Origin of the sequence: Pseudomonas sp., from assembly GCF_030698175.1 — a bacterium.
GTDB lineage: Bacteria > Pseudomonadota > Gammaproteobacteria > Pseudomonadales > Pseudomonadaceae > Aquipseudomonas.
In genome coordinates this window covers 32,985-57,431 of record NZ_JAUYNT010000040.1, presented here as the reverse complement: position 1 = coordinate 57,431, position 24,447 = coordinate 32,985, and the positions used below count along the sequence as shown (strand labels likewise).

The window sequence follows — 24,447 nt, the reverse complement described above, 5'->3', positions numbered from 1 at the left end:
ACTGCGGAAAAGCCGGACTTGGTCATTTTTCGCGCTCTTTTTCGTTAAAGAGAGCGACTATTCGCCTCAAAAGAGCGCAAAAACTGCCTCAAACCGGTCTTTCCCTCGCTACGGACGCCTAAGCCCGACAGGCTGCTAGCGCAACAAATTACCGCCGCCGCATTGCCTCGGCGGCCGTTGCTGGTCTGCGGCTCTAGGCAAATTTCCCGCCCGCCGCCACTGCGGCCGACGCGCCTTGAGCCACTTATCTACCAGCTAATCTGCCCCTCAGCCTTGGAGCTCAACCATGCTAGCGCGTCTGTTTCGACCACTGACCAACCTAATGCTCGGCGCCAGCATTACCACATTAGTCGGTTTGGCCGGCTGCCAGTCGCTGCTCAATAGCCAGTACAGCGCCAGCCTCGCGCCGACCCAAGGCACTGTGCAGCTTAAGGGCTTGTCACAAACGGTCAGCATTCGCCGCAACGCCCTGGGTATGCCGCTGATTGAGAGCAATAGTTTCCACGACGCCCTGTTTAGCTTGGGCTATGTGCATGCCAGCGACCGCCTTAGCCAGATGGTCGGCATGCGCCTGATGGCCGAAGGTCGGCTGGCGGAGATGGTTGGCCCCGGCGCCTTGGAGATCGACCGCTTTATGCGCGCGGTCAACCTCAAACAAAGCTCGGCAGTGCTCTACCAAAACGCCTCACCACGCATTAAGCGCTTCTTCGAGGTCTATGCCCGCGGGGTTAACGCCTACCTGTTCGAGTACCGCGACAAGCTGCCGATGGACATCAGCGAGTCTGGCTACCGGCCGGCCTACTGGAAAGCCGAAGATTCGGCGCTGATTTTCAGCCTGCTGAACTTCGGCCTGGCGGTAAACCTGCAAGAAGAACTCGCCGCCCTGATGCTGGCGCAGAAAGTCGGCGCCGATAAACTTGCCTGGTTAACTCCGACCTACCCGGATGAGCCGCTGCCCTTCGATGAAGCGGAAAAACTCCAGGGCCTCGCCCTCAGCGGACAAATTGCCGGCCTAAGCGCCATCAACAGCGCCGCCGGCCAGGTCGCCAGCCTGGACATGCTGGGGGTTGCCGCCTCCAACAACTGGGCCATAGCCCCAGAGCGCGCCCGCGGCGGCAAAAGTCTGCTGGCCAACGACACCCACCTGCCGCTGTCGATGCCCTCGGTGTGGAATTTCGTGCAAATTCGCACGCCAAAATTCAACGCCGCCGGCGTCTCAATTGCCGGGGTTCCCGCCATAGTCGCCGGCTTTAACGGCAAACTGGCCTGGGGCATGACCATGGTCATGGGCGACAACCAGGATTTGTTTCTAGAAAAAATCAAACTGCAAAATAAACAGCCCTATTACCTCGCCGACGGTAAATGGCTGCCCGCCCGGGCCCGCTCGGAAACCTTCTTTATCAAGGGTGCCAGCCCGGTCCGCGAAACCATTTATGAGACTCGTCACGGCCCGCTGCTCAACAGCGTGCTGGGCGAGCGCAAACACCCCCTGCAACCCCTGCAACTGAGCAGCGGCTATGGCCTGGCGCTGCAAACCACGCAGTTTGAAGCCGACAAAACCCTGGACGCCTTCTTCAATTTATCCCGCGCGCAAAACATCGACCAAGCCTTCAGCGCCACCCGCGACATTCGCGCCATGCCGCTGAATATTCTGTTTGCCGATGCCCAGCACATTGGCTGGCAAGTCACCGGGCGCTTCCCCAATCGCCGCGCGGGCCGTGGCCTGTTGCCCTCCCCCGGCTGGGATGGCCGTTATGATTGGGATGGTTTTGCCGACCCGATGCTGCATCCCTACGACCAAGACCCGCCACAAGGCTGGCTCGGCACCGCCAATCAGCGCAGCGTGCCGCAAGGCTATGGCATGCAACTGTCCAACTCCTGGTACTACCCGGAGCGGGCCGAACGTATTGCGCAACTGGCCGGCACCGGCAAGCACGACCAGAAAAGCATGATCGCCATGCAGTACGACCAAACCTCACCCTTCGTGGCCAAACTGCAAACCATGCTTGCCGCGCCGGGCATGCAACAACCCCTGCAGCAAGCGATTGCCGCCCTGCCCGCCAGTGAGCGCAGCAAGGCCGAAGAGGCCTATAAACGCTTGAGTCGCTTTGACGGCAAGCTCAGCGCCACCTCCGGCGATGCGGCCTTGTACGGCGCCTTTTTAAGCGAAAGTGCGCGCCTGACCTTTGCCGACGAGCTGGGCGGCGTCGACTCGGCAAGCTGGCAAGCCCTGGTCGACACCGCCGACCTGTCTTATTCGGCGCAGGCCGACCACCTGCTGGGCCGCGATGACAGCCCATTCTGGGACGATCTCGGCAGCCCCGGCAAAGAAGATAAGCCGGCCATCCTGGCCCGCAGTCTGGCGGCCGCCGTAACCTTTTGTGAAAGCCGCTTGGGCAGTGACCGCCACGCCTGGCAATGGGGCAAGTTGCACAGCTACACCTGGACCACCGAAACCACGCAAATGGCCAAATACATGAGCACCAGCCAGCAAGCCGCCATCGGTGCGATCAAAGGCTATCTGGACCGCGGCCCCTATCCGGCTGGCGGCGATCACAGCACCTTGAATGTCTCCGCCTATCACTGGGGTCAGGACTTTGACACCTGGCTGATCCCGGCGATGCGCATCGTGGTTGATTTCAGCCGCGAGGAGCCGCTGATCGGGGTGAACAGCTCGGGCCAATCGGGCAATCCCGCCAGCCCCCACTACGCCGATGGCATCGAGGCCTGGCAGCAAGGTCGCTATATGAGCTTCCCGTTCCAGACAAAAAACCTCGAGCAGGTCTACGGCAAGCAGCGGCTAACCCTGATTCCAAGTCGCTAACCCAGCTCAACGAAATTATTTATCGAGACGATTGAACTAATAGCTCGCGGCACGACTCTTAATTACGGACTTACTCCATTGGTTATTTTAGGGCGCTTACACAGCGCCCTTTTCTTTGCCTGCGTATTAACCTCACTAATCGCTACCTCGCATCAACACGGCAGCGCCCGGCTTTAATCGAGCCCATGTTAGGATGCGCGCCTTGATCCTCCTGACTCTGGCGCTACCGACTCGACCATGGCCGAACACGACTTTCGTTACTCATTGCTCAACCCCCAGCACACCCTCAGCGAATGCCGCGCGCTCGCCCCCGGCCGCTATCAAGTCACCGGCAACGGCGGCTCGATTCTCAGTGGCGACACCCTGCTGGTCACCCTCAAAGGCAGTCGCGACCTGTGCCTGCGCTTGCAGGTGGAGAAAGTCCGCCGCCTGATCAGCCCGCCCGGGCAATGGGTAGCCGTGGCTAAGGGACCGGTGTTCGGCGAACTGGCGATTCTCAATTGGCAGGTCAAGTGCGATAGCTGCCCGGCCGAGCTGGACTTTGAGTTTGCCGTCGATGTTGCCCTGGGCAAAAAAGCCCAGGCACCGGCCGCTCAGGCGCGGATTAGTGAACTGGGCTGGCAGCCACGCGGTGATCGCCATCTATGTCCAAAATGTCAGGAAGACGCCCAATGAAACGCAGCCTCTATCTCGCGCTTGCCGCCACCAGCCTGTTCGGCTGCGCGGCCGAGCCACTGCAACTGGTCAATGAGCGGGTTTACCAAGCCGAATGGATCGGCGGTAAACCGCGCATCCACCATAGCCATCCGACCCTGATTCTCGGCCAAGATGGCCGCGCTTACGGCAATGCCGGCTGCAATCACTGGTTCGCGGCCTACCACTTGCAAGCGGATCAGCTCAGCTTTGCCCAGATCGGCAGCACCCGTAAAATGTGCCCACCACCCCTGATGGAGCAAGAGCAGCGTTTTCTCGAGGAACTCAGCCGAGTACAACGCTGGGACTTCTCCAGCCAGGAGCAACTACGCCTGTGGCCCGCGGAAGGCAAGCCCATGCGACTCGAATCGGGTCACGACTAACAGCTGCGGTTCGCCTGTTAAACCACTCACTTAGCGCGCAAACAACTCCAACTGCTGATGGGTGGCGCGCAAATCCAGCAGGCGCACACCCACTCCAATCAACCGCACCGGTTTGTTGGCGCGGAAAAACGCCGCGCTCAGCAACAACCGGAAACTGTCGAGTTCAAGGCCGGCGCCGGCTTGCTCAATGGTGGTTTGGCTAAAATCATGAAATTTGAGCTTAACGAACGGCTTGCCCGCCCGATAATTCTGCTCCAGCCGCTCGAGCCTCCCGTTCAGCTCGGCCAGCAACTCTGGCACGCGGGCCAAGCAGGCGTTCAAATCGGGTAAATCCTGCTCAAAGGTATGTTCGACGCTCAGACTCTGCCGGCGACTGTCCACCTGCACGGCGCGCTCATCGATGCCCCGCGCCAAGCCCCACAGGCGCTCACCGAAACTGCCGAACTCTCGGGCCAAGACCAATTTGCTCCGTTCGCGCAAATCCGCACAGGTATGGATACCCAGACGCGCCATACGCTCAGCCGTGACCTTGCCAACCCCGTGCAGCTTGTTCACCGGCAGGGCCTGAACAAAGTCATCGACCTGGGCCGGGGTAATCACAAACAAACCATTGGGTTTTTTCCAGTCGCTGGCGATTTTGGCCAAAAACTTGTTCGGCGCCACCCCGGCCGACACCGTGATATGCAGCTCGCGGGCGATCCTCCGCTGGATCTCCTGGGCGATACGGGTGGCGCTGCCGGCAAAATGCGGGCTGGCGGACACGTCTAAAAACGCCTCATCCAGTGACAAGGGCTCGATGACTTCGGTGTAGTCGGCAAAAATCCCATGGATCTGCTGCGACACGGCCTTATAAGCGTCCATCCGTGGCTTGACCACCACCAGGTCTGGGCAGAGTTTTTGCGCCTGCCGGGTCGGCATCGCCGAATGCACGCCAAAGGCGCGTGCCTCATAGTTGCAGGTGGCTATCACCCCGCGCCGCTCGGCACTGCCGCCCACGGCCAAGGGCTTATTGGCCAGGCGCGGGTCGTCACGCATCTCAATGGCGGCATAAAAGCAGTCGCAATCCACGTGAACGATTTTTCTTGAACTCATAACCTGCGGTTTTGACCGTGAAACAACAAAAAAACACCCAGACCCACGGCGCAGCAGTGCCAGCACAACGCATCATACCTGCGCACAATGTAAAAACCCCATCGGCTAATAGCTGCCGGAGAGCACCGCTGATTCCCCCCCGCCAATCACCATCAACGGCGCTAAGCATCTGACAGAAAACCCTTTTTCCTAAATTAGTGGTTGACAGCTGCGCTCACACGAGTAGAATTGCCGGCGCGGGATGGAGCAGTCTGGTAGCTCGTCGGGCTCATAACCCGAAGGTCGTAGGTTCAAATCCTGCTCCCGCAACCAAACATTAAAAGGCCACTTAACTAAGTGGCCTTTTTTGTGCTCGGCGTTTAAGGCACAGCTAAGCTATTGATCCAAAAAGCAAATTAACGATTGACCGCGCTGCGCAAATGAGTAGAATTGCCGGCGCGGGATGGAGCAGTCTGGTAGCTCGTCGGGCTCATAACCCGAAGGTCGTAGGTTCAAATCCTGCTCCCGCAACCAAACAATAAAAGGCCACTTAACTAAGTGGCCTTTTTTGTGCCCGGCGTTTGGCCATACCGTTACCAGTCGCACTTCGGCGCCAAGCCGCAACCATTCAATTGGCTTCTGCATTGGCAGTCTGACCGCCCTACCCCATTCGACTTAGCGCCTGGAGCGACAACCCAGACGATATCAGTACCCGCCTCATGCACAGCGCATTACAGGCCATTCAAGCCCGGCAGCCAACGCAGCTTTGATCTGGCGCAACGGCACCCCGACGCTTAGCCGTTAGGCTGAGCCCCCGCCCGCGCTCAGCCTAACGGCTAAGCACGGCGCAATTTGGTTACACTAGGGCCTCTGCGCAGACGCGCAAAATGCCTGACCAAGGACCCATGATGAGCTGGAAAAACACTGAAATCCGCTTCGGAACCCTGTCCATCGGCCTGCATTGGCTGATGCTGCTGTTGATCGCCGCCGTGTACGCCTGCATTGAGCTTAAAGGCAACTTCCCCAAGGGCAGCGAGATCCGCGACAGCCTCAAGCAATGGCACTTTATGCTCGGCTTGGCGGTCTTTGCCTTGGTTTGGCTGCGCATCGCCGCCCGCCTGATCAGCACCCACCCACAGATTCAACCGGCGATATCGGCCGTACAAGACAAAATCGCCAAGCTGATGTACCTGGCGCTCTATGCGCTGATGATCGGCGCTCCACTGGCCGGCTGGTTGATGCTCAGCGCCTACGACAAGCCGATTCCGTTTTTCGGTCTGCAATTGCCGGCGCTGCTCAGCCCAGACCAAGCACTCGGCGGGCAGATCAAAGAACTGCACGAACTGGCCGGCACCCTGGGCTACTGGCTGATCGGCCTGCACGCCGTCACTGGGCTTTATCACCACTACATCCGCCGCGACAATACCCTGCGCATCATGTTGCCGGCACGTAAATAAGCCACGGCCCAAGATGCAAAAAGGCCTTGCCGATTAACTCGGCAAGGCCTTTTTTGTTGCCCCTGGAAAAGCCTTAAAACTCGACCTGAGCGCCCAGTTCAATCACCCGATTGAGCGGTAGCCTGAAGAAGCGCAAGTTGCTGTTGGCGTTCTTCAACATAAAGGCGAACAGGGTTTCGCGCCAACGCGCCATGCCCAGACGCCTGGTCGGAATCACCGTTTCCCGGCTAAGGAAATAGGTGGTGCGCATCGGGCTAAAGTCCAAGCCATCCAAATGACACAGGGCCAAAGCCTGCGGCACATCCGGCTCGTCCATAAAGCCGTAATGCAACAGCACCCGGAAGAAGCCATCACCATAGGCATCCACCTCGAAACGCCGGTCCAGAGCCACCCGTGGCGTGTCCTCGCTGACCACCGTCAGCAACACCACCTGCTCGTGCAGCACCTGATTGTGCAGCATGTTATGCAGCAGGGCATGGGGCACGGCGTCTGGACGGGCACTCAAAAACACCGCAGTGCCTTGCACCCGATGCGGTGGATCACTGCGAATACTGCTAATAAACAGCGGCAATGGTAATGCCACCTCATCCAGGCGCTCAAACAGAATCTGCCGGCCACGCTTCCAGGTGGTCATCAGCACAAATAGCACCACGCCTGCGATCACCGGAAAGGCGCCACCTTCGAGTATTTTCGGGATATTGGCGGCAAAAAACAGAGTGTCCACCACCAAGAAACCAATCAGCAACGGAATGGCCCACCAACGCGGCGCCTTCCACATCAACAACATCACCGCCGCCACCAAGAAGGTATCGATCAGCATGGTCCCGGTCACGGCCACGCCATAAGCCGCCGCCAGCGCACCCGACGACTGGAAGCCGATCACCAGCAACACCACGCCCACCATCAGCGCCCAATTGACCACCCCGACGTAAATTTGCCCCTGCGCATGACTGGAGGTGTGCTGGATCTGCATACGTGGGATATAGCCCAGCTGAATAGCCTGCTGGCTCAGCGAGAAGGCACCGGAAATTACCGCCTGCGAAGCGATGATGGTGGCCAAGGTCGACAGCCCGATCATCGGCAGCAACGCCCAACTCGGCGCCAATAGATAGAAGGGGTTACGCGCGGCTTCGGGGTTTTCCAGCAGCAAAGCGCCCTGACCAAAATAATTCAGCACCAGCCCCGGCAACACCAAGGCAAACCAGGCCCGCTCAATTGGCTTGCGACCAAAATGGCCCATGTCGGCGTACAGCGCCTCGGCGCCGGTCAAGGCGAGCACCACAGCCCCGAGAATGGTGATGCCGATGCCCGGATGGCTGATAAAAAACTGCACCGCCCAATAGGGGTTAAGCGCCTGCAACACCTGGGGCTGGCGAATAATCCCGTACACCCCCAGCGCCCCAAGAATCAGGAACCAGGCCACCATCACCGGCCCGAACAGGATGCCGATGCGGGCCGTGCCGTGCTTCTGGATCACAAACAAGCCCACCAGCAGTATCACCGTGACCGGCACCACCCAGTGGCTCAGCCCCGGCAGCGCCACCTCCAAGCCTTCCACCGCCGACAACACCGAGATGGCCGGGGTGATCATGCTGTCACCGTAAAACAGCGCTGCACCGAACAGACCGAGCAACACCAGCACCGATTTCAAGCGCGGGTACGGCAATGCGGCCCGGCGTGCCAGCGCCGTCAGGGCCATCACCCCGCCCTCACCCTGATTATCGGCGCGCAACATAAACATCACGTACTTGAGCGAAACCACCCAGAGCAGCGACCAGACAATCAATGAGAGGATACCGAACACCCCGTTCTGATCGACCGACACACCGTAGTGCCCGGAAAACACCTCTTTCAGGGTATACAGCGGGCTGGTGCCAATATCGCCATACACCACCCCGGTAGCCGCCACCAACAAGCCAAAGCCCGTCGTATGACTGCTGCTATCAACCGCATCTGTAGAAGCCTGTTCGCTCATACCAACCACTCATTACCAAATGTGCGTGAATGCTGCGCGCCTTAGCCAGTCAAGGCAATGCCTGCAGCAATTTGTTGCAAGCGATTATTCGGCGTCCGGCCAGCGCACAACGCTGGCCAAGCCCGCACGCTGCCGCTAGAATTGCGCACTTTTTGATCAGCCGCGCCCACGCGCCCTGAATAAACACCCGAGGTTTACCATGTCCAGCCCCGCCACCCCGAAAGTCGGCTTTGTCAGCCTTGGCTGCCCTAGCGTTAGTTAATCTATACAAATACAACAGACATAAAAAAGGCCCGGTACCGCAGGAAACTCCTACGGCGCCGGGCCTTTTCGTTACCAGCTATAAAGGTGCGGCAAGCTCTCCAGCAGCAGAGCTTGCCGAATCCCCCAACCTTTCAGCTACCCGCCGCGACACGCTAGCCAGCGCATCAAGTGCCTGCCGGCGATCAGCATCAAGCAAGCCACTATCCAAACCAGCGGCCAGGGCCAGAGTTAGATTGGCCTGCAGGCGGATGGCTTCGAGCAGATCATCGGACAGCGATTGGCTGTCTTCCTGCAGTGTGCGCTCGAGCCGCGCGACTATCTCTGCGTGCAATGACCGCCCGCCCTTATTAGCCGCCGCATCAAGCGCCGCCCGCAGGTCATCAGGCATCCGCAGCGGGTAAGGTGATACGGCGTGCCGGTCTCTCATAAGCGCTTCCACTTTTGGATTGTGCAATCCACAAATCGTGTGAGCGGCGAGTATGCCGGGTGGAGTCCTTTGGACTCAATGAGTCCACTTGACACCACAAAGAGCGTGGATTCATATTGATTCCACGTCCAACACGCCAATCGAGAGGGAGCCCATGCAGACTCCAGAGCGAATCACTCCTTATCCATTGCGATTGTCTGATGCCACTCGGAAGACGGTAGAAGAGGAGGCACACAGGAATCGCCGCAGCCTCAATGCCGAGCTGGGCTTACTGATCGAGGAGGCGCTGCTGAGACGTAAGGAAGGGCGGCCGCGCGCCTAAACGCAAGGCCCGTCTCGCGGCTACAGCGGGCTTTGGTAGTCGTGAAACTCGGAAGTAAGCACATGGAAAACAGCACGGATATTAAGCAGCAAGAAACCCAACTGTTCGCGGACAGCCCAGAAACAGCGATGATCTATAACCCGCAGGTCAACCCCAGCAGCATTGATGACGTGATGCTCTGCGCCTTGCAGCGCAATGCCGCCGTGGTCGACATTTTGGTTGCGGACATCGCCGAGCAGGACCACTTCAGCGTCCCCATCGGCGCTGTCCGCAACTTGCTGTGGCTGCTGCAGGGCCAGTTCCGCCAGATGGAGACGATCATGCGCGACTACCGAAAGCCTCAGCTAATCGACTAGCCCCATGAGAGAGGCCGTCAACCGACGGCCTTTTTGATCCCCCAAGAGGATGAGCCTGACCGCTGGATCAGCACCTGCGACCACCCTTAATACGCAAAGCCGCAATGTAAATTAGTTGTTTGGCACTACGTTCTTCAGTACCGAATTAAGAGCTGCTGCTTTGCGCTCAACATCCTTTATGCACTGGCTCTGAGCAGCGCCATGCATTTTCAGACAACTAAGCGCCTGCCCTTCAGTTTCCACACTAGACATATATAAGTTGTACCCAACCGCAAGAAGTCCAAGAGAAACAATTCCGTAGACCAAATAAATCCCCTTCCCCATATCTACTTCCTTTTGTGATGAAAAAATACGATATCGCGAAAGGCGACAGCATCAAAGTCAAAACCGTGGCATTTAATTACCTAAGTATTACTAGACAAACAACCCGCCCAACGCCGCTGGCTCCCAGTTCATGATCACCAGCTCACCCGTGGTTTCGGCCATGCCTTGACGCTGATTGGTGCAGCTGTAGCGGATATCAAGCTGCTCGAAGTGGAGGCCCTCAAAGACCCGGCGGATGTCCGGGTGGTCGTTGATACTGACCATCACCTTGCCTTTGCAGCGCCGCATGAAGTCGGCCATGCGCTCATAGTTTTCAAAGGGGAAGTCCACGCCGTAGCCCGCCGTCTGCCAGTACGGTGGGTCCATGTAGTGGAATGTGTGGGCGCGATCGTAGCGCTCGGCACAATCCAGCCAGGGCAAGTTCTCCACATAAGCGCCGGCCAGGCGCTGCCACGCCGTCGATAGATTCTCCTCGATCCGCATCAGGTTGATGGCAGGGCCTGTCGTGGCTGTACCAAAGGTCTGCCCGGTGACCTTGCCACCGAAGGCGTGGTGCTGCAGATAGAAGAATCGCGCCGCCCGCTGGATATCGGTGAGGGTTTCCGGGCGGGTGATCTTTTGCCACTCGAATATCTGCCGACTGCTGAGCGCCCACTTAAACTGGCGCACAAACTCTTCGATGTGGTTCTGCACCACGCGGTACAGGCACACCAGGTCGCCATTGATATCGTTCAGCACCTCAACGGGCGCGGGCTGCGGGCGCAGGAAGAACAGCGCCGCACCGCCGGCAAACACCTCGACGTAACACTCATGGGGCGGGAACAGCGGGATAAGGCGATCGGCCAGGCGGCGCTTGCCACCCATCCAAGGGATGATTGGGTTACTCATAGAATTGCAAACCTTTAATGTATGGATAAACAGGTGCTAGGCTCCCGCCCGCTTCGTGCACGGAGTGGGGAGCCTTGGCTTGGCTTGCAGGATTGGTCTGCGGGCTGAGTGGCTGACTCGGTGTTGACGCACCGGGTCGGCCGCTTCCTTTTTTCGTTTTGTAAAGACGTCAGGGCACCGGCCAGGCCGCCTCAAGGGCACGCTTCTGCACCGTACTCGTTGGCGCATCCACGCCAGAGAGCCGCCGATACAGCGACACCGCGCGATAGATCGCGCAGCGCTTTGCCACCGGCACCCCCAAAGCCACCATGGCCTCCAACAGGATTTCGTCGCAGCGCGCGCGGGTAATCTTTTGCGGCACCCCATCCTTGGTGGTGGCCAAGTACTCGCAGAGAATGTCGTGCACCACCGCCGCCTGGCCGTATGCGCCCCAAGGCGGGATCAGCGACCAGAGCACCTGCGGCACCGAGGCGCCGTCCGTCAGGTAGCCTGACGGCACATTGACCCACTCGCCACTGGCCTCGCTGCCCACATAGAAGCGGAATGGCTGCGTTACCCGCCAGTGATCGGCGCCCAGCGCCTTACTGGCCTCGGCGTCATAGCGCACATCGAGCGGCGCGGTGAAGGCGGTGAAGCTGCTCACGCCAGCACCTCCCGCGCCTTGACCCATAACGCACGACGCTCGGCACTGCCGTTCTGGCCGCCGTTGATGCGCTTGGTGATGGCGTTGAACAGCCCTTTATCGGCCAGGCTGTTTAGCTCATTCACCCACCAGAACCACGCCGCGGATTCTGCCGCCCACTCGGGCTGCTCAAGCAGTTCAGGGGTTTTCAATAGGCGGTCATCTTGGAACAGCGCCAGGCTGGTTTTTAGGTAGTTAGTGCGGCCGGTGATCTGGATCAGCCCGCGCCCGCAATATTTGGCACCGTCGCCGTCCGCCTCGGGAGTGTTGCCCAGGCGCTCGGCCAGCGGGCCGGTGTCGTACTTGGCCAGATAAGCGCCGCCGCCCAACTCACGCACGTACTGCAGCTGGCCAGACTCGTGGCCGATCTGCGAGAGGAAGGCGGCCATGCGCTTGGGCGTGTTGATTTGCCGGCGCTGCATGGCGGCGTTTAGCGCAGAGACAAAAACGCCCGCTTGGCGGCGGGCGTTGGGCATGATGAGCAGTAGCTGGGCTTGGGTTAGTTGCATGGTTTCTCCAGGCGTAAAAAAACCCGCAATGCGGGTTTGAGTTTTGCTAATGCTTTGCGTCAGGACGCTACGTACAAGTCCACCTCCTCGACAGTTTTGTGCGGACTCGGTGTTTTCTCGCCAGTCAAATTGCCGATCAGCCTCCAGTGTTCATCCAGCTCATGGCTCACAGCCTCCAGCCGAACAACCATGCGCGATCCGGCACTGCGCACGCCAGGGTCCGAGCTGCGCAATAAATCAAACGACAGGGAAGTCATCGCCGCAGTCATGTGCGTGAGGCTTCGTGAGGTGAGCACAAGTAGCTCAGTGAGTTGCTGTTCTTTAGAGGTCATGGGGCAATCCTTGCCGAGCAGTCAAAACGGCAGAGGCATGACGCACCAGGCCGCACCGTATAAAACAGCAAGCGTAATCAAGACGATCTGGATTAGGTTCTGGATCATTTACAAAGTCCTTTTGTAAGAGAGGGGCGTCCAAGCACAACCAGACGATAGCAGCCGCCCAGTGGCTTGTCGTTACTGCCAACTAGGCTTGAGACAGGCTGATATAACTGAGCGCCGCATACGGCAAACGGCTGAGCTCGACGGTGGCCGCGCCGCTGCCCTCTGACACATAAAGATCACGCAAGCCAAACCGTACCGGGTGCGCCGCGACAAGAGTGAGCACACCCTCTGTCAGCAAGACCGAGGCCCCCGAGTCCAAATCTGCGCCGCTGACATGGCTAAGCACAGCGCCCGGCGGTAGCGCTGCCGCCGGATTGATGTGCAGGGTGATCGGCGAGGCGACCGATGCCAGCACGTCGATATAAAAACCGCGCGGCAGTACCGGCCAATCCGGCAGATGAAGGGTGAGGATTCGCGGGCCAGGGTCGGCGTCGGCGTCGGGCCTGACTCGGGCAGCGCGCACCGAGCGGGACGTCACACCCGAGTCGGATGCGGGCATGGCAGCGCTAAAATCGTGCCGCACACAGTCGCCGATAAGTTGCGCCCACTGCTCTGGATGCTCGGCGCCGAGCGCCACAAACGCGGGGCCGGATGGCATGACGTACAGCGCACCGCCGGCGGGCGGTGCGGCGGCGGGGTAATCTTCGCCGAGCACCACCTGCGCGCCCGGCTGTAGCGCCATCAGTAGGCCCGCCGTCAATGCGGCATAGATAACGCTGCCCGGCGGCCACGCGTGTGCGGCCGTACCTTCTTGCGCGCGGGTCAGCGCAGCCGCGCCGCTCACCACGGTGGCATCTACAATCTCCCAACGAGTCGCGCCGAAGTACGCATCGGCGAGAGTCAGGCGATACAGGCCATCGGGCAAATCCAGGGCGCAGGTAAGCGCCTCGGCGTTCAAGGTTATTGGCCGCTGCCAGTTGTTTACATAGTTCATTCGATACCCCTAGAGCCAGCCTAAAATTATTTTGTCTGCCGATAGATCGCAGGCGCGCACAGCGGCGCGCGTGATCGGGCATAGCGCGGCGTCATAGATGGGGCGACCCTCATCGGCGAGACGGATGTTGGCCAGGGTGGCTTGCGCACCCGTCACCCCAGTGGCGTGCAGCACGCCCGATTGCGCGCCATCATGCGCGGCGTTAAAACAGGCGGCGATGCCCTGAAAGCTGCGCTGCCGGGCAAGCGTTGCGCTGCCACCAGCCAGCGCCAGCGTGCCCGGCGCAGGCATCACCAAGGCGCCGGGGGGTGGCTCGATATAAAGCCACCAAAGAGGCGTCACCGACACTGGCGCGCTAGCCGTATGGCCCAGCAGCGTCCACGACACGCCGCCGGACACCTCAGTCTCCATCACCTGCTCGTTGTTCTCGTCCTTGTGCCAGGTCTCGACCACCGTTGCATTGGCCGTGCTGGTATAGGTGCCCGTTATGCTGTGCGCACCAAAGCGCGCCGTGAGCGACTCGTTTACCGTGCGCTGGCGGGTGGTGGTCACGGGTTTCATGGTATCAACCCCGAGATAGTCGCAGCTCCAGACGCCTGGTGCAGACTCATAGGGGGTGCCGGTATAGCCCGGTTTTGCCCAGGTGCCAGAGAGGGTTTCGGTCTTGGATTTGTCGCAGGTAAAATAGCCAATCTCACCCGCCACATACTGCGCGCCCGTTACCAGCCCCGTGCGCGTTTGCGTGCGCGTGGCGGTGCCAGCATCCGCAAAGTAAGGCGCAGTAACCTCAGCAGTAGTCGGTTCTAGCACGTAGGTTACTGCACATGACGCGCTGGTCTGCTGATGGTGCAGCGAGTAGGCGTGACTGCCGCCGTTGGTGCAAGTGCCCAAGCAGTCCTGGACCTGTCGCACCACCGATGCTGTAGCGGTAACCGTCAAGTCAGGCGCCAAGCCCAGCAGCACCTCAAAAAAACCCACGGGCACCGAATCAAACAGAGCGGTCGGGTTACCCGTGCGCGCCAGTTGCGCGGCATACAGACGGCGGGCGCCGTCCGGGGTGGCGTCATAAAAAAAACCGCGCAACTCAAATGTCCCTAGCTCGCTGAGTGGCGAGCCAGAAGATTCAGCGTATATCCCGGCAAGGTCGATGCCAAAATCCGCCATGGACAGCGTGGCAAATGTCGGGCCGTAAACGCCGGCAACCACTAACGCCAACCGTATGCCAGTGCTTTCTTGATAGGCATTAATCTCGACCTGATAGGTTTTTTCACCAAGGCGCACCGGCATCTTGCCGCCTGGACTTACGCCCCGCCGGCCTAGTGAGCGACCGCTGCCCGCCGCCATCAACGGCGGCGCGGGCGGGTCTGGGCGGCCCAAGTCCCACAGCACGCCATTGAGGCGCGGATAATAGCTGTGCGCGGTGTCCGGTATCGGTGGCGGGGCCGGCAACGGAATCACCGGGCGCCCGTCCATGGGGTTTAAATACTCTTGATACCCCTGCCCGCTGATGCGATACACCAGCCCATGCCAAGGGTAAGGGTCAATGCCGTCTATCTCGCACAGCACCGGCCAGTGCGTCGATTCGTTCATTTCTAGGCGTCCAAGTTCACGATGATTTCACGGTTTTCAGCGTCTATAAGCGTCAGCTTTTTAGCCGCGCGCACGCGGAAATAACCGCTGCCGTCGATGGTTTCCACGAAGGTAAAGTCGGTGGCGTATTCACGGCTGCCCGCCGACTCGGTAGCAGGGCTGGCAAGGCCACCCCCCGTACCCGCCGCCGGCGCCTTGTAGTCCGCCCGCCCGCGTTGGGCCGGCAGCGCGCCGCGCGGCACAATCGGCGGCAGCGCCTGGCGCTTGCGCTCAGGCCGCACCAGGCTGTTGATGTCGTCTTGTACGGCGGCGCCGCGCCGCTCTTGCTCCATGCGCGCACCGCTAGCGCGACGGGCCGCTGTGGGGTCGTAGCTGCGGCGCTCCCTCTCGATTCGTGCGCCGATGGCGCGGCGCTCATCGTCAAGGCGGTCGGACATGGTCAAAGCTCCAGCAAGTCATTGGGGATCGCCACGCGGTAGATCGCCGCATGCTCGGTCTGTTGCTCATCGCGGGCGATAGCGGGGATTTCTGGAACGGTCGCGGTAAACCGGCGCGGGAACAGCACCAAGCCGGCGTTTATGTCGGTGTCGTCTTCGCCGTAGTTACCGGCGAACCCGTCTTTTTCGTCGTCATAAATGGGCGAGGCGTTACGCCCGCCGAGCTGTGACGGCAGGGCGTTAGAGCCGAGCGGGCCGGCACCCAGGTCTGGCTGCGCCGGGGTGACGTAAGCCGGTGGGCGCAGCGCATCGCTAACCACACCGCCGCCGCGCATCACCGCGATGCTGAGGGTGGTGATGGCGGTGCCGGCCAGCAGGTCGAACTCGTCGGCGATGCGCGAGCATTTGGCCTGGGCTTTGACGCCTTGGTCATCGAGCTTGAGCGTGTGAATCAGGTCTACGCCCATCACCATGCTGGTGGGGGCGTCCCAACTGATTTGGGTAGCTGTGTGCGCCGCGATGATGGTGGTGGCCGCTTGGTTGAGCAGGCAGGTTATGGCTGATGCCCGGCGCGGCTCGTCGGTCAAATCACCAGGGGCCAGCCCGGTGGTATCACCACCGCCAGGGCTACCACCGCTGGAGCCAACACCCGCACCGCCGCCACCCGTCGAGCCGCCAATCTCACCGCCGACGCTGCCAGCAAAATCGGCGCCGGCCCACTCATCCGCATCAGCACGCGAGGCGTCCACGGTAACGCTGTCGCGGGCGATCACCGCGCCGGCCTGGGCAACGCTGGCCTCGGCAATAACGCTAAGTGCATAGCGCTCGGTGACCGATTGCACCCAGCGCCGACCGGCCACCCAGGAGGCACCCAGCAGCAGACTGGGGTAATAGTTATTGATCCACGCCATCGGCGGCAGGCAGTAAACGCCCGTGGGCGGCAAAGGGCTGTAGCTTGCCGACAGCATGGTGGCGCCGCCGTTCTGCGCGGCGCTTTCGATCATGTCAACGGTCGGCAACTCGGTGGAGTCGCGCCGCCACACGCAAAAGCCCTGCTCGCCTTCAAGCCCGCCGCGGCCTGGATGCGACCAGCCGTAGGTGATATTCCACTGCCACAGCCGAGAAAACCGATAACTCGCCTCGACCTCGACGGTGTTGGTCAGGCTGGTCAAATCCGCATAGCTGACGCTGAGCGAGTCGTAGATTGTCGTGTTAGGCCCGAACTCAAAGTCCGGCGCGCCGGCGTACCAGCTACTGACGCGCAAGGTGCCATCGGCAGCCGAGTCGAGGCTGGCCGGGATGCTGCTCATGCGCTCTTGCAAGTAGTCCCAGCGCGAACGCCCAGCCACCGGATCGAACACGTCCGGCGACCAAAAAGTGCCGGCGGTGAGCATGTCGATTTGTTCGATCGTCAGCGCCTCGCCACGCTGTTGCAACTGGTCGCCGCACTGGCAGCTGAGCTGGCGCAGCAAGGCATTCCAATCGGTCTTTACAATGCGCCCGCTATAGCGCAGCGACTCGGTCGTGATGCCTGCGGCACTGCTGATGTAGTAAATGACAACAGTACGGCCCACCCAGTCAGCCGGCACAACCGGGCCGGGGGCCAGCTGCAGCACCAGACTTGCAACGCCAGCAGCACCGCGCTCACGATCAACCGACACGCTGCCAGTAAGACGCGCCGAAACGTCAGCACCATTGACCAGCGCTCGCAGACGCCAGCGGAATGCCAGGCCCGCGGCGATGGGTGTAAGCACAAAAGGTGGTGCAGAAATTAGGCCGTTTAATGGCGTACTGTTGAGGGGTGATCCACCGAGCAACATCAGACCTCCTCCCAAACAATCTCGGTGCCGAAACTGCCGGTACTGGTACTGGTGCTTTTCGGCGGTTTGCTGGCAAAAACTGAATAGGTCGGCATCCACTGCACCATGTACAGCGTGGCGCCAGGCACGGCGCTGACGGTGGCCACGCCGGCGGCATAAGCGCAGGCCGCGCGCACCCAGTCGCTACCGATCAAGGCCTGCGCCCAGGGCGCAACATCCGGGCGCGGCATGCTGGTCAGTGCAAACACCAGGCCGACATCGACCATGCACTCTTGCGCAGTGAGACACAGCACCAACGGCTGGCTGTAGTCCAAGCCATCGAGACCGGGCGGCATCCAGCCGGCCAAGCTGATGCTGCCGGCGGCCTTGCTCCAGTGGCTCATCTTGACGCCGGCGCCAGCGCTCATGCGCACCACGGCCTCACCCAGCAGCGGCGAGTCCGATTGGTCCGCCGCACCGGCGTGCAGGACGATAGGCAGGCCGCCCAAAGTTACGTTGACCATAAATACTCCGGGCAATAAAAAGCCCACCGAAGTGGGCGCAGGTTATTACGGGCTATCAGTCCGGCCAGGCGGCAGACAAATCGCCGGCCAGCAGGCGATCTTCTAGGGCTTGCCGAGTGCCGATAATGTCGCCGCTGTAGACGGCATAGGCATCGGCCTTAGCAATGATCTTGGCCCGCAGCAGTGGCGGGGCTATCCCGCGCTTGGCGGCCAGCGCATCGGTTAGCGGGCCGCCACCGGCGCGGGCCTCTTGCTCCTGCTTGGGCCAGCTGTCAATTTCATCCTGTGGTATTCCAAACTTCACCACGGCCAGCAGGGCGGACGCGCGGCTATTAATGGCCACCAACTCCACCGGCAGAGGCGCGATATAGGCATCCAGAAAGGCCTGCACCCGTGCTTCGTCGCCCTCGGTGGTTACCCACTCCCCGTCCTGCTGCCATAGGCTAAGGCCGGCGGCGGTAAGGGCCTCGTCTACGCCGACTTTCTGCGTGTTGATGATCGCCATAACCACCCCTTAGGCGTAAGAGCCGAACAACTTAACTTGGCCTGCGGCGATTGCCGTGGCATCTGAGTCGGCAGCCAGGTTAGTGATGGCGAAAGCAATGCCGGTGGTAAACACTCGGCCGAGCACCCCGAAGTCCAGACTTACAGTGGCGCCTGGGGGGATGATAATGGTGAGCACGGGCACGTCTGTGCCAACAGTGGGCGGCGATGCCTTGTTGTGCAGCTTTAGGGCCGCCGATGCCGCGCCGATGTTGGAGGCGTTCAGGCTGACCATCGTGCCCGCCGAAGCTTTCACGATGGTGGCGTTGGTGGTGGCGGCACTGTTGTGCGTCAACGTGGTGGTGATCCCCAGGTTGCCCGACAGCGACACGGTTTGCGACAGGTCGGCCAGCGCAGGGCGCACTGATGCCAGCTGCACTTTCGCTACGCTGGTGCCGTCGCCTGCGCGCAGCACATTGTTAGGGCTGATAGCCACCACCACCGCCGTGTCTGCCGCTACGGCCGCCACTGAGGCGGCCTTGATAGTGCCCATGATGGCGCCTAGCGCATCGATTAATCTCATGTTGGATTAAACCCCTGTACGGTTACATTAAATTGGCCAAAACCTTCCTCGGCGCGGCTGCGCAAGGTCAGCGTGAAGGAGACTCCCGGCACGATCTCGCCCACCGCTGAAGCCTCAAGCTCTTGGCCCGCGATTTCTTCTTGGTCGTTGGGCGCGACCGCCTCGATACCCACAACGGTCAATAGCGAATTTGCCGCTACCCATGGGGCGGCCACCGTCATTATTTGCGGCGCGCCCCAGCCCTCCCCGCCACTGTCGCCGAAATCAAACAACTGCGTGACGCGGTTAGTTTGATTATTAAGCCGCGTCCATGGCTGCCAAAACCCCGCCACTTTAATTTGCGAGTACACATTGCCGGACGGGGTGGCGATATATATCCGGCTCATATAACCGCTGCCGGCTACATCCATATAAATCAGATAACCATTTTCTTGTATGGGTGCAGCACCCAAACCGGTAACAGTCACATAATAAAAATCGGTAACCAATGCAACGCTGTCTAGTGATGCCTCAGTAATAGGATATAAAACGCGCGAAAAGGCAGAACTGGAGCCTTTATTTATATCGCTTAGCGCATCAATAGCCATCAGCCGAGCACCACAAGCCGCCAACTATTGAGCGCCGGGGCCGCAGCAAAAATCACAGTTACGCTATTGAGACTGTTGTGCTGTATCTCGATTAGCCCCTCATCATAATTACCGCTGTTACGGTACAGCTCGGTAATAACGTCGCGGGTATTGAGGTTGTGCGTCACCACATAGCTGGTCGCTGCGCCGTCGCCGAGGGTGACCGCGCCGCGCTTGGCTCTGCCGCTCCAATTCGCCAACTTGAGCGACGTAATGGCGCGCACATCATCGACACCCGTATCGGCTTCATCTTGGGTCGCCAGCTCAACGATGCCCGCAACCGTTTCGCTCGCCACCGGCGCGGACGTGCCAAAGGAGACAAACACCGGCGAGCCCGTACCGAGCACAAAATCGACGGTAGTTTGCCGATAGGTCGCGCCCGCGCTAGTCCCCTCATCAATGGTCACTACCGCACTTTCAAGCTCATCAGCGGTGCTTGCATCGAGCGCACGGGTCATCGGGATGGCTGCGCCGTTCCAGATGTAGATGCCTTGCTCGGTGGTGGTGGTTTGATTGCCCAGCAACACGCGGTCGTTAGCGAGCATGGCCGCGCCATCGATCATTGCCCCAGGCGCAGACAGGGTCACGTCGACCTGCGCCGCCACCCGGCAGTTGTCCTTCCAGGCCAGCCCTTCGAGCGCCGCATTAAGATCAGCCAGGCGCGCAGGTTCGTTAGCGCTGGCTGGCGCTGGCAGGTTGAGGATGCGCGTAGCACTTTGAAAATCGAGCGAGGCGTTTACGGGGATTGGCATGGGATTAGATCCTTATGAGCAGGCGGCATAGCCGGACGTGGGCAGGTCGAAAACCGCCATCGTTTGATTGATAGAGACATGGATTATTTGCGCGAGCATCTGCACGCCGCCGACGGTGTAGACCGAGACAGTAGGCCGGTATCCGAGGTTGTGGTTGATCACCCATACCGCCATCGGGCTGGGTTGATCGTGCTGGTAGGCCGCAGCGGATGCCCCCGCCGGTCCCTGCTCGCCGACTGCGACCAGAACAGCGGGCGCCTGCTGCGGCTCGACCACCAGCGCGAACACCTCAGCCGCAACTAATGCCGCGGCGCACTCAGTCATGGGTTTGCTCCAAGCTGACTACCACCTCACCTTCGGCCCAGCGATCAACACTGCCGTCGCTCATGGTCAGCTCAAGGTCATAGACGCCCTTGAGCCAGGTAATGGCGGCGGTCTGCGCGGCGCTGAGCGTCAGCAGCAGGCGACCGGGACCGGCAATCTCAAGGCCGCTGCCGAGGGTCAGCGCCAGCAGCAACGCGCCGACCGCATCGCGGATATGCAAACGCGCGCTCGCGCCAGTCAAATCAACCGGAGCCTGGTAGACCAAATGGCCGCCGCTGGCGTTTTGCACCGCGCCGTTGAGGTCGTTAAATTCCAGCGTGTCGGCGTCAACGACTGCCGCAATGCGAAATCGCTCGCGCTGCTTGTCGCGGTTTAGCGCGCTCCAGCCTGTAGCGCCCTCAATCCAGCAGGGCCACGCGGCAGGCATGCCGTGGGCCGGTACCGTCAGGCGTAGCGGTGCGGTTTTTTGAATCGCGCCGATGGGCCGATACACATAACTCGGCTGCATCAGCAATAACGGTTTGCGCAGGGTCGCGCCCTGCACAATGCGCAGGTCTAAGCGTGCCGGCTGCATGGCTGAATCCTCGGGTGTAGTGGGTACGTTTAGCGTTTTTGCGTGCGGCCGCGCTTGATGCTTTCCAGCTGCAGGATGCGGGCGAAGCTGTCGGAGTCGGCCAGCAGGCTATGGGTCTCACCGCCGATGTTGAGCGAGACGCGGCCAAGGTCGCGGCCTTGGGCTGGCGCAAGTGCCGCGGAAAGCCCTGGACTCATCGACGGAACACGCGGCATGGCACCGCCGCCAATGGGGCCGCCGGTGGCGAACTTCGGCAGGCGCATGCGGCGGATGTCTTCCATGAACTCAGTGCCGTAATAGCGCACTGCCGCGTCCGGCTGCATGAACTCACCGTTGGAGCCCCACATCAGAATACTGTCGCTGGTTCCAGTGCCGGGGCCGCGAAGCTGACCGCCGCTTGCTAGAGCGGGTAAGTCTGGATAGCTGACCTGAGTTGGTTGCAAGCCGATCGCCTGCATTTCAGGGGTCGGACCAAGTATTACCGGGATGATGATTGGCGTGCCTGCAAGCGCTTGCAGTTGCGCTTTCACGCGCTCAACTTCTTCTGGGGGAAGGTTGAGCGTGATCGGCAGATTTTGTAGCGCGGCAGTGGCCTGCTTTATTTGCTCGATTTCTGCCAGTATTGACTCACGCTTACTGACTGCCACCGCCTCTTCGGCGCTGTTTGCCTCAAGCGCGATGGCTTCTAGGCTTCTTGCGAACCCCTCAAAGCCATAGGTGCTTTCACCGGCAGCGGCCAAGTCCTGCAGCACCTTGAGCGCCGATTTTGCCTGCGCTTTGGCCCCTTCTAAGTCGCCATTTTTCAGCGCCTGTTGCGCGCCCACTTTAAGCGCCTGCGCGGTGCTGTAACTTGGCCCACCGGCGCCGACACCCGCCTTAAGCTCGGCAATGGCCTGCCCGTACTCCTGCTCAATTGCTACGCGGTCCTTGCGGATTTTGTCGATTTCAGCCGTTGCGCGCTGCTCTGCCGCCACCTCTTTCTTTAGCTGCTCCTCTTTGGCCGTGACTTGCTGATCGCGCAGACGGCTTAGGTGGCCGATGTAGGCCGTTTCCAACGCTAAAGAGCTTTGCCGGCGGGCATCATCTACGGCCTTCACCTGCGTCGCAGTTTCCTCGGCGGCCTTGCGGGCATCCTCAGTCATGCCTGTCTGCTCTTCGAGCAGGTCGCGGCGATACTTCTTCCACGCCTCTAGATGGGTGCCAAGCTCAGCATCGCTATACATCAGGTCGGCCAACCCAACTCCGTTGATTGCTGCCTGAAATCGCTTAATTTGCTCTTCTGCGCGGTCAAGCTCTGCCAGATTTCCGGTTATGTTAGCGGCCTCATAGCCAATCGTCTTACCAAGATCACCAACAGCAGCGGCAGAGATGGCGGCCCAGCCCGTTAGTTTTATCAGCCCCTCGGCGATGCTGGTCAGCCCTTGAGTAATGGCGGGATCGGTTAACAGCTTGCGAAGTTCATCAACTGCTTTAATCAGGCCTGACGTATCGCCGCCACCAAACGCTTTGCTGGCGTCGTTTTGTAGCCGGGTAAAGGCTCCCTCTACCGTGTCCGGCAGCTTTGCCGCCTCAGCAGTGAGTTGCGGCAGAGCCTTAAGCGCCAGATCAGTGATTACATCAGCTGTTAGCTTGCCGTCGGCCGCCATACCGCGCAGTGCGCCAACCGACACACCCAAGCCATCAGCCATAGCCTGCATTAAACGAGGCGCTGACTCGGCCACGGCGTTAAATTCTTCGCCACGAAGCACGCCAGAAGAGAGCGATTGCGCGAACTGGGTAAGCGCGGAGGAGGTTTCTTCGCTTGTGGCACCGCTAATTCGCAGAGACTTAGTCAGGGCGTCAGTAACGCCGGCAACGTCGCCCTGACCACGTCCAATGGCGCGCAGAGCTGGCGTTAGGCGCGCATAAAGCGTGACCACATCCGCAAGCGGGGCGCGAGTATCTTGGGCGATCCGGTAAGTATCTGCCTGCGCCGTGTTGAACTCCTTCTGAGAGCCGGTAGCCAACAGCAGCTGGGCTTTCATCTTCTTGGCGGAGTCGGTGATTTGCACATACGCGCGCAAACCCTCGATGGCCGCGTAACCCGCACCCGCAGCACCCACCGCAGCACCAATACCGCCAGAGCCGGAACGGGCCTTTTGCTGCTCACCCGCAAGCTCGCGTAATGACTTACGGGTTTCGTTGATCTTGGTTTTTAGCTGTTGCTGGGCAATTGCCAGCTCCTTGCCGGTCAGGTTGCCACTGGCACGCAGTAGCTGGTAATCGCGCGTTAACTGCTTAATTGCCTCGCCAGCCGAGCGCGCCTGCGTAATCCCCAGATTGCTTTTGGCGGCAGCGAGATTGGCTAGGCGCTGTTCGCGGGCGAGCTGGGCCAAAGCCGCTGCTCGAGCGCGAATGCTGGTTGCTGCTGCGGCAGCGTGGCCACGTTCTGCAGCAGCGGCTTGCTCGGACTGGCTGGTTTGCTGTGCGGCTGCCGCTCTCAAAGCGCGCAGCCACGCCAGCGACTCCGAGACGCGCTTGCGATATGCAGACTCTGCCTCGGCCCGCTGCTTGGCAGAAAGACTGCCGTCAGCGCCTACCAATCGATATTGCTGGCGCAGCTTTACCAGCTCCGCCTGAGACTGCTCAATCTGCCCAACACCTAAAGACTTTTTCGCAGTGGTTAGCGCGGCATCATCCCGCCCCGCGCCTAGCTTGGCGTTATATTCCTGACTTAAGCGGCGCTGCTCGGTAGCTAGGTTGCGGGTATCTACCCCCGACTTTTTAAGCTCAGCTTGCTGCTCACGCAACCGAGCAATCTGCATAGACTCCTGCCGTTCTAGCCGATGCAGTTCATTAGTGGCGTTGCGGTAGTCGGCTTGCATTTGCTTGGTCGGGATAGCAGCACTTGCCAACCCGGCCGCCAGGCCGCGAATATTATCCTTGGCTGCACGTATCTCACGACTAGTAGATTCAAGACTGCTCTCTAACTCACGAAAAGCATTGACCTGCCGCAACGGCTTTTCCACCGCCTTGACCAGCTCTGCGTATTCCTTGCGAAAGCCTGCAACCTCTCTGGTCGCGTCGTCCAAGTTGGCTGTAAGCCGCAGCTCTACTTCACTCATTTAGGGCTCACTTTTTCGAGGCCGACTTGATGGCGGCGAGGTAGTACGACCACGGGTAAAAAGGCGCATTCACATGGCCAATACGCACCAATGAATTAAGCG

General features: G+C 60.3%; 24 protein-coding genes and 2 tRNA genes. 7 read left to right on the top strand and 19 right to left on the bottom strand.

Translation table 11 applies throughout. The features are described 5' to 3' along the window. Window positions 1–286: 286 nt before the first annotated feature. The 3 genes from Q8R10_RS19720 (at window position 287) to Q8R10_RS19710 (ending at window position 3,900) form a co-directional block, all read left to right on the top strand. Window positions 287–2,824, top strand: a complete 2,538-nt coding sequence (locus Q8R10_RS19720; protein WP_305655715.1) for a penicillin acylase family protein — start codon at window positions 287–289, stop codon at window positions 2,822–2,824. Between the two features lie 237 nt (window positions 2,825–3,061). Beyond that, window positions 3,062–3,499: a hypothetical protein gene (locus tag Q8R10_RS19715; RefSeq protein WP_305655714.1), complete on the top strand. Its 438-nt coding sequence runs from the start codon at window positions 3,062–3,064 to the stop codon at window positions 3,497–3,499. After that, complete coding sequence (locus Q8R10_RS19710) at window positions 3,496–3,900, top strand: META domain-containing protein (protein WP_305655712.1); 405 nt, start codon at window positions 3,496–3,498, stop codon at window positions 3,898–3,900. The genes Q8R10_RS19715 and Q8R10_RS19710 overlap by 4 nt, the downstream gene beginning before the upstream one ends. 30 nt (window positions 3,901–3,930) lie before the next feature. Here the strand turns inward: Q8R10_RS19710 and dinB are convergent, their stop codons facing one another. Continuing rightward, the gene (gene dinB / locus Q8R10_RS19705; protein WP_305655710.1) at window positions 3,931–4,992 is read right to left on the bottom strand and encodes a DNA polymerase IV; all 1,062 of its coding nucleotides are present in this window, start codon (window positions 4,990–4,992) and stop codon (window positions 3,931–3,933) included. A 235-nt stretch (window positions 4,993–5,227) separates the two neighbouring features. Here dinB and Q8R10_RS19700 point away from each other — a divergent pair. The 3 genes from Q8R10_RS19700 to Q8R10_RS19690 all read left to right on the top strand — a co-directional run bounded on the left by Q8R10_RS19700 (window position 5,228) and on the right by Q8R10_RS19690 (window position 6,428). After that, window positions 5,228–5,304, top strand: a tRNA-Met gene (locus Q8R10_RS19700). Window positions 5,305–5,428: 124 nt separating this feature from the next. After that, a tRNA-Met gene (locus Q8R10_RS19695) sits at window positions 5,429–5,505 on the top strand. A 374-nt stretch (window positions 5,506–5,879) separates the two neighbouring features. Next, window positions 5,880–6,428 carry a cytochrome b gene (locus tag Q8R10_RS19690; protein WP_305655708.1) on the top strand — a complete coding sequence of 183 codons (549 nt, stop codon included), beginning with the start codon at window positions 5,880–5,882 and terminating at the stop codon, window positions 6,426–6,428. Window positions 6,429–6,501: 73 nt separating this feature from the next. Here the strand turns inward: Q8R10_RS19690 and Q8R10_RS19685 are convergent, their stop codons facing one another. After that, a complete protein-coding gene (locus Q8R10_RS19685; protein ID WP_305655706.1) occupies window positions 6,502–8,403 on the bottom strand; it encodes a potassium transporter Kup in 1,902 nt (633 codons plus the stop codon). 340 nt (window positions 8,404–8,743) lie between these two features. Next, window positions 8,744–9,121, bottom strand: coding sequence for an Arc family DNA-binding protein (locus tag Q8R10_RS19680; protein WP_305655704.1), 378 nt, complete (start codon window positions 9,119–9,121; stop codon window positions 8,744–8,746). Between the two features lie 357 nt (window positions 9,122–9,478). On the opposite strand from Q8R10_RS19680, the gene Q8R10_RS19675 reads away from it, so the two are divergent. After that, a complete protein-coding gene (locus Q8R10_RS19675; RefSeq protein ID WP_305655702.1) occupies window positions 9,479–9,772 on the top strand; it encodes a hypothetical protein in 294 nt (97 codons plus the stop codon). 414 nt (window positions 9,773–10,186) lie between these two features. On the opposite strand, the gene Q8R10_RS19670 is transcribed toward Q8R10_RS19675, so the two are convergent. The 16 genes from Q8R10_RS19670 to Q8R10_RS19595 form a co-directional block, all read right to left on the bottom strand. Beyond that, window positions 10,187–10,984: a DNA adenine methylase gene (locus tag Q8R10_RS19670; RefSeq protein ID WP_305655701.1), complete on the bottom strand. Its 798-nt coding sequence runs from the start codon at window positions 10,982–10,984 to the stop codon at window positions 10,187–10,189. Between the two features lie 169 nt (window positions 10,985–11,153). Beyond that, window positions 11,154–11,627 (bottom strand): DUF1353 domain-containing protein, encoded by a 474-nt coding sequence (locus tag Q8R10_RS19665; RefSeq protein ID WP_305655700.1) that lies wholly within the window; start codon window positions 11,625–11,627, stop codon window positions 11,154–11,156. Further along, window positions 11,624–12,175: a glycoside hydrolase family 19 protein gene (locus tag Q8R10_RS19660; protein WP_305655699.1), complete on the bottom strand. Its 552-nt coding sequence runs from the start codon at window positions 12,173–12,175 to the stop codon at window positions 11,624–11,626. Before Q8R10_RS19660 ends, Q8R10_RS19665 begins: the two co-directional genes overlap by 4 nt. Before the next feature lie 59 nt (window positions 12,176–12,234). After that, window positions 12,235–12,507 (bottom strand): hypothetical protein, encoded by a 273-nt coding sequence (locus Q8R10_RS19655; RefSeq protein ID WP_305655698.1) that lies wholly within the window; start codon window positions 12,505–12,507, stop codon window positions 12,235–12,237. Window positions 12,508–12,697: 190 nt separating this feature from the next. Further along, window positions 12,698–13,549, bottom strand: a complete 852-nt coding sequence (locus tag Q8R10_RS19650; protein WP_305655696.1) for a hypothetical protein — start codon at window positions 13,547–13,549, stop codon at window positions 12,698–12,700. A 9-nt stretch (window positions 13,550–13,558) separates the two neighbouring features. After that, the gene (locus Q8R10_RS19645; protein ID WP_305655695.1) at window positions 13,559–15,139 is read right to left on the bottom strand and encodes a hypothetical protein; all 1,581 of its coding nucleotides are present in this window, start codon (window positions 15,137–15,139) and stop codon (window positions 13,559–13,561) included. Window positions 15,140–15,141: 2 nt separating this feature from the next. Continuing rightward, on the bottom strand, window positions 15,142–15,576 hold the full coding sequence (locus Q8R10_RS19640; RefSeq protein WP_305655694.1) for a hypothetical protein: 435 nt from the start codon (window positions 15,574–15,576) through the stop codon (window positions 15,142–15,144). 2 nt (window positions 15,577–15,578) lie between these two features. Further along, complete coding sequence (locus Q8R10_RS19635) at window positions 15,579–17,396, bottom strand: hypothetical protein (RefSeq protein WP_305655693.1); 1,818 nt, start codon at window positions 17,394–17,396, stop codon at window positions 15,579–15,581. Further along, window positions 17,396–17,899, bottom strand: a complete 504-nt coding sequence (locus Q8R10_RS19630) for a hypothetical protein (protein ID WP_305655692.1) — start codon at window positions 17,897–17,899, stop codon at window positions 17,396–17,398. The genes Q8R10_RS19635 and Q8R10_RS19630 overlap by 1 nt, the downstream gene beginning before the upstream one ends. A gap of 55 nt (window positions 17,900–17,954) precedes the next feature. Next, window positions 17,955–18,404 (bottom strand): hypothetical protein, encoded by a 450-nt coding sequence (locus Q8R10_RS19625; protein WP_305655690.1) that lies wholly within the window; start codon window positions 18,402–18,404, stop codon window positions 17,955–17,957. 9 nt (window positions 18,405–18,413) lie between these two features. Further along, window positions 18,414–18,965: a hypothetical protein gene (locus Q8R10_RS19620; protein WP_305655688.1), complete on the bottom strand. Its 552-nt coding sequence runs from the start codon at window positions 18,963–18,965 to the stop codon at window positions 18,414–18,416. Then, window positions 18,962–19,552, bottom strand: a complete 591-nt coding sequence (locus Q8R10_RS19615) for a hypothetical protein (RefSeq protein ID WP_305655686.1) — start codon at window positions 19,550–19,552, stop codon at window positions 18,962–18,964. Before Q8R10_RS19615 ends, Q8R10_RS19620 begins: the two co-directional genes overlap by 4 nt. Continuing rightward, on the bottom strand, window positions 19,552–20,343 hold the full coding sequence (locus tag Q8R10_RS19610) for a hypothetical protein (protein ID WP_305655684.1): 792 nt from the start codon (window positions 20,341–20,343) through the stop codon (window positions 19,552–19,554). The genes Q8R10_RS19615 and Q8R10_RS19610 overlap by 1 nt, the downstream gene beginning before the upstream one ends. Window positions 20,344–20,355: 12 nt before the next feature. Then, window positions 20,356–20,667 (bottom strand): hypothetical protein, encoded by a 312-nt coding sequence (locus Q8R10_RS19605; protein WP_305655683.1) that lies wholly within the window; start codon window positions 20,665–20,667, stop codon window positions 20,356–20,358. After that, complete coding sequence (locus Q8R10_RS19600) at window positions 20,660–21,241, bottom strand: hypothetical protein (protein ID WP_305655682.1); 582 nt, start codon at window positions 21,239–21,241, stop codon at window positions 20,660–20,662. Before Q8R10_RS19600 ends, Q8R10_RS19605 begins: the two co-directional genes overlap by 8 nt. A 29-nt stretch (window positions 21,242–21,270) precedes the next feature. Continuing rightward, the gene (locus Q8R10_RS19595; protein WP_305655680.1) at window positions 21,271–24,345 is read right to left on the bottom strand and encodes a tape measure protein; all 3,075 of its coding nucleotides are present in this window, start codon (window positions 24,343–24,345) and stop codon (window positions 21,271–21,273) included. Between the last annotated feature and the right edge of the window lie 102 nt (window positions 24,346–24,447).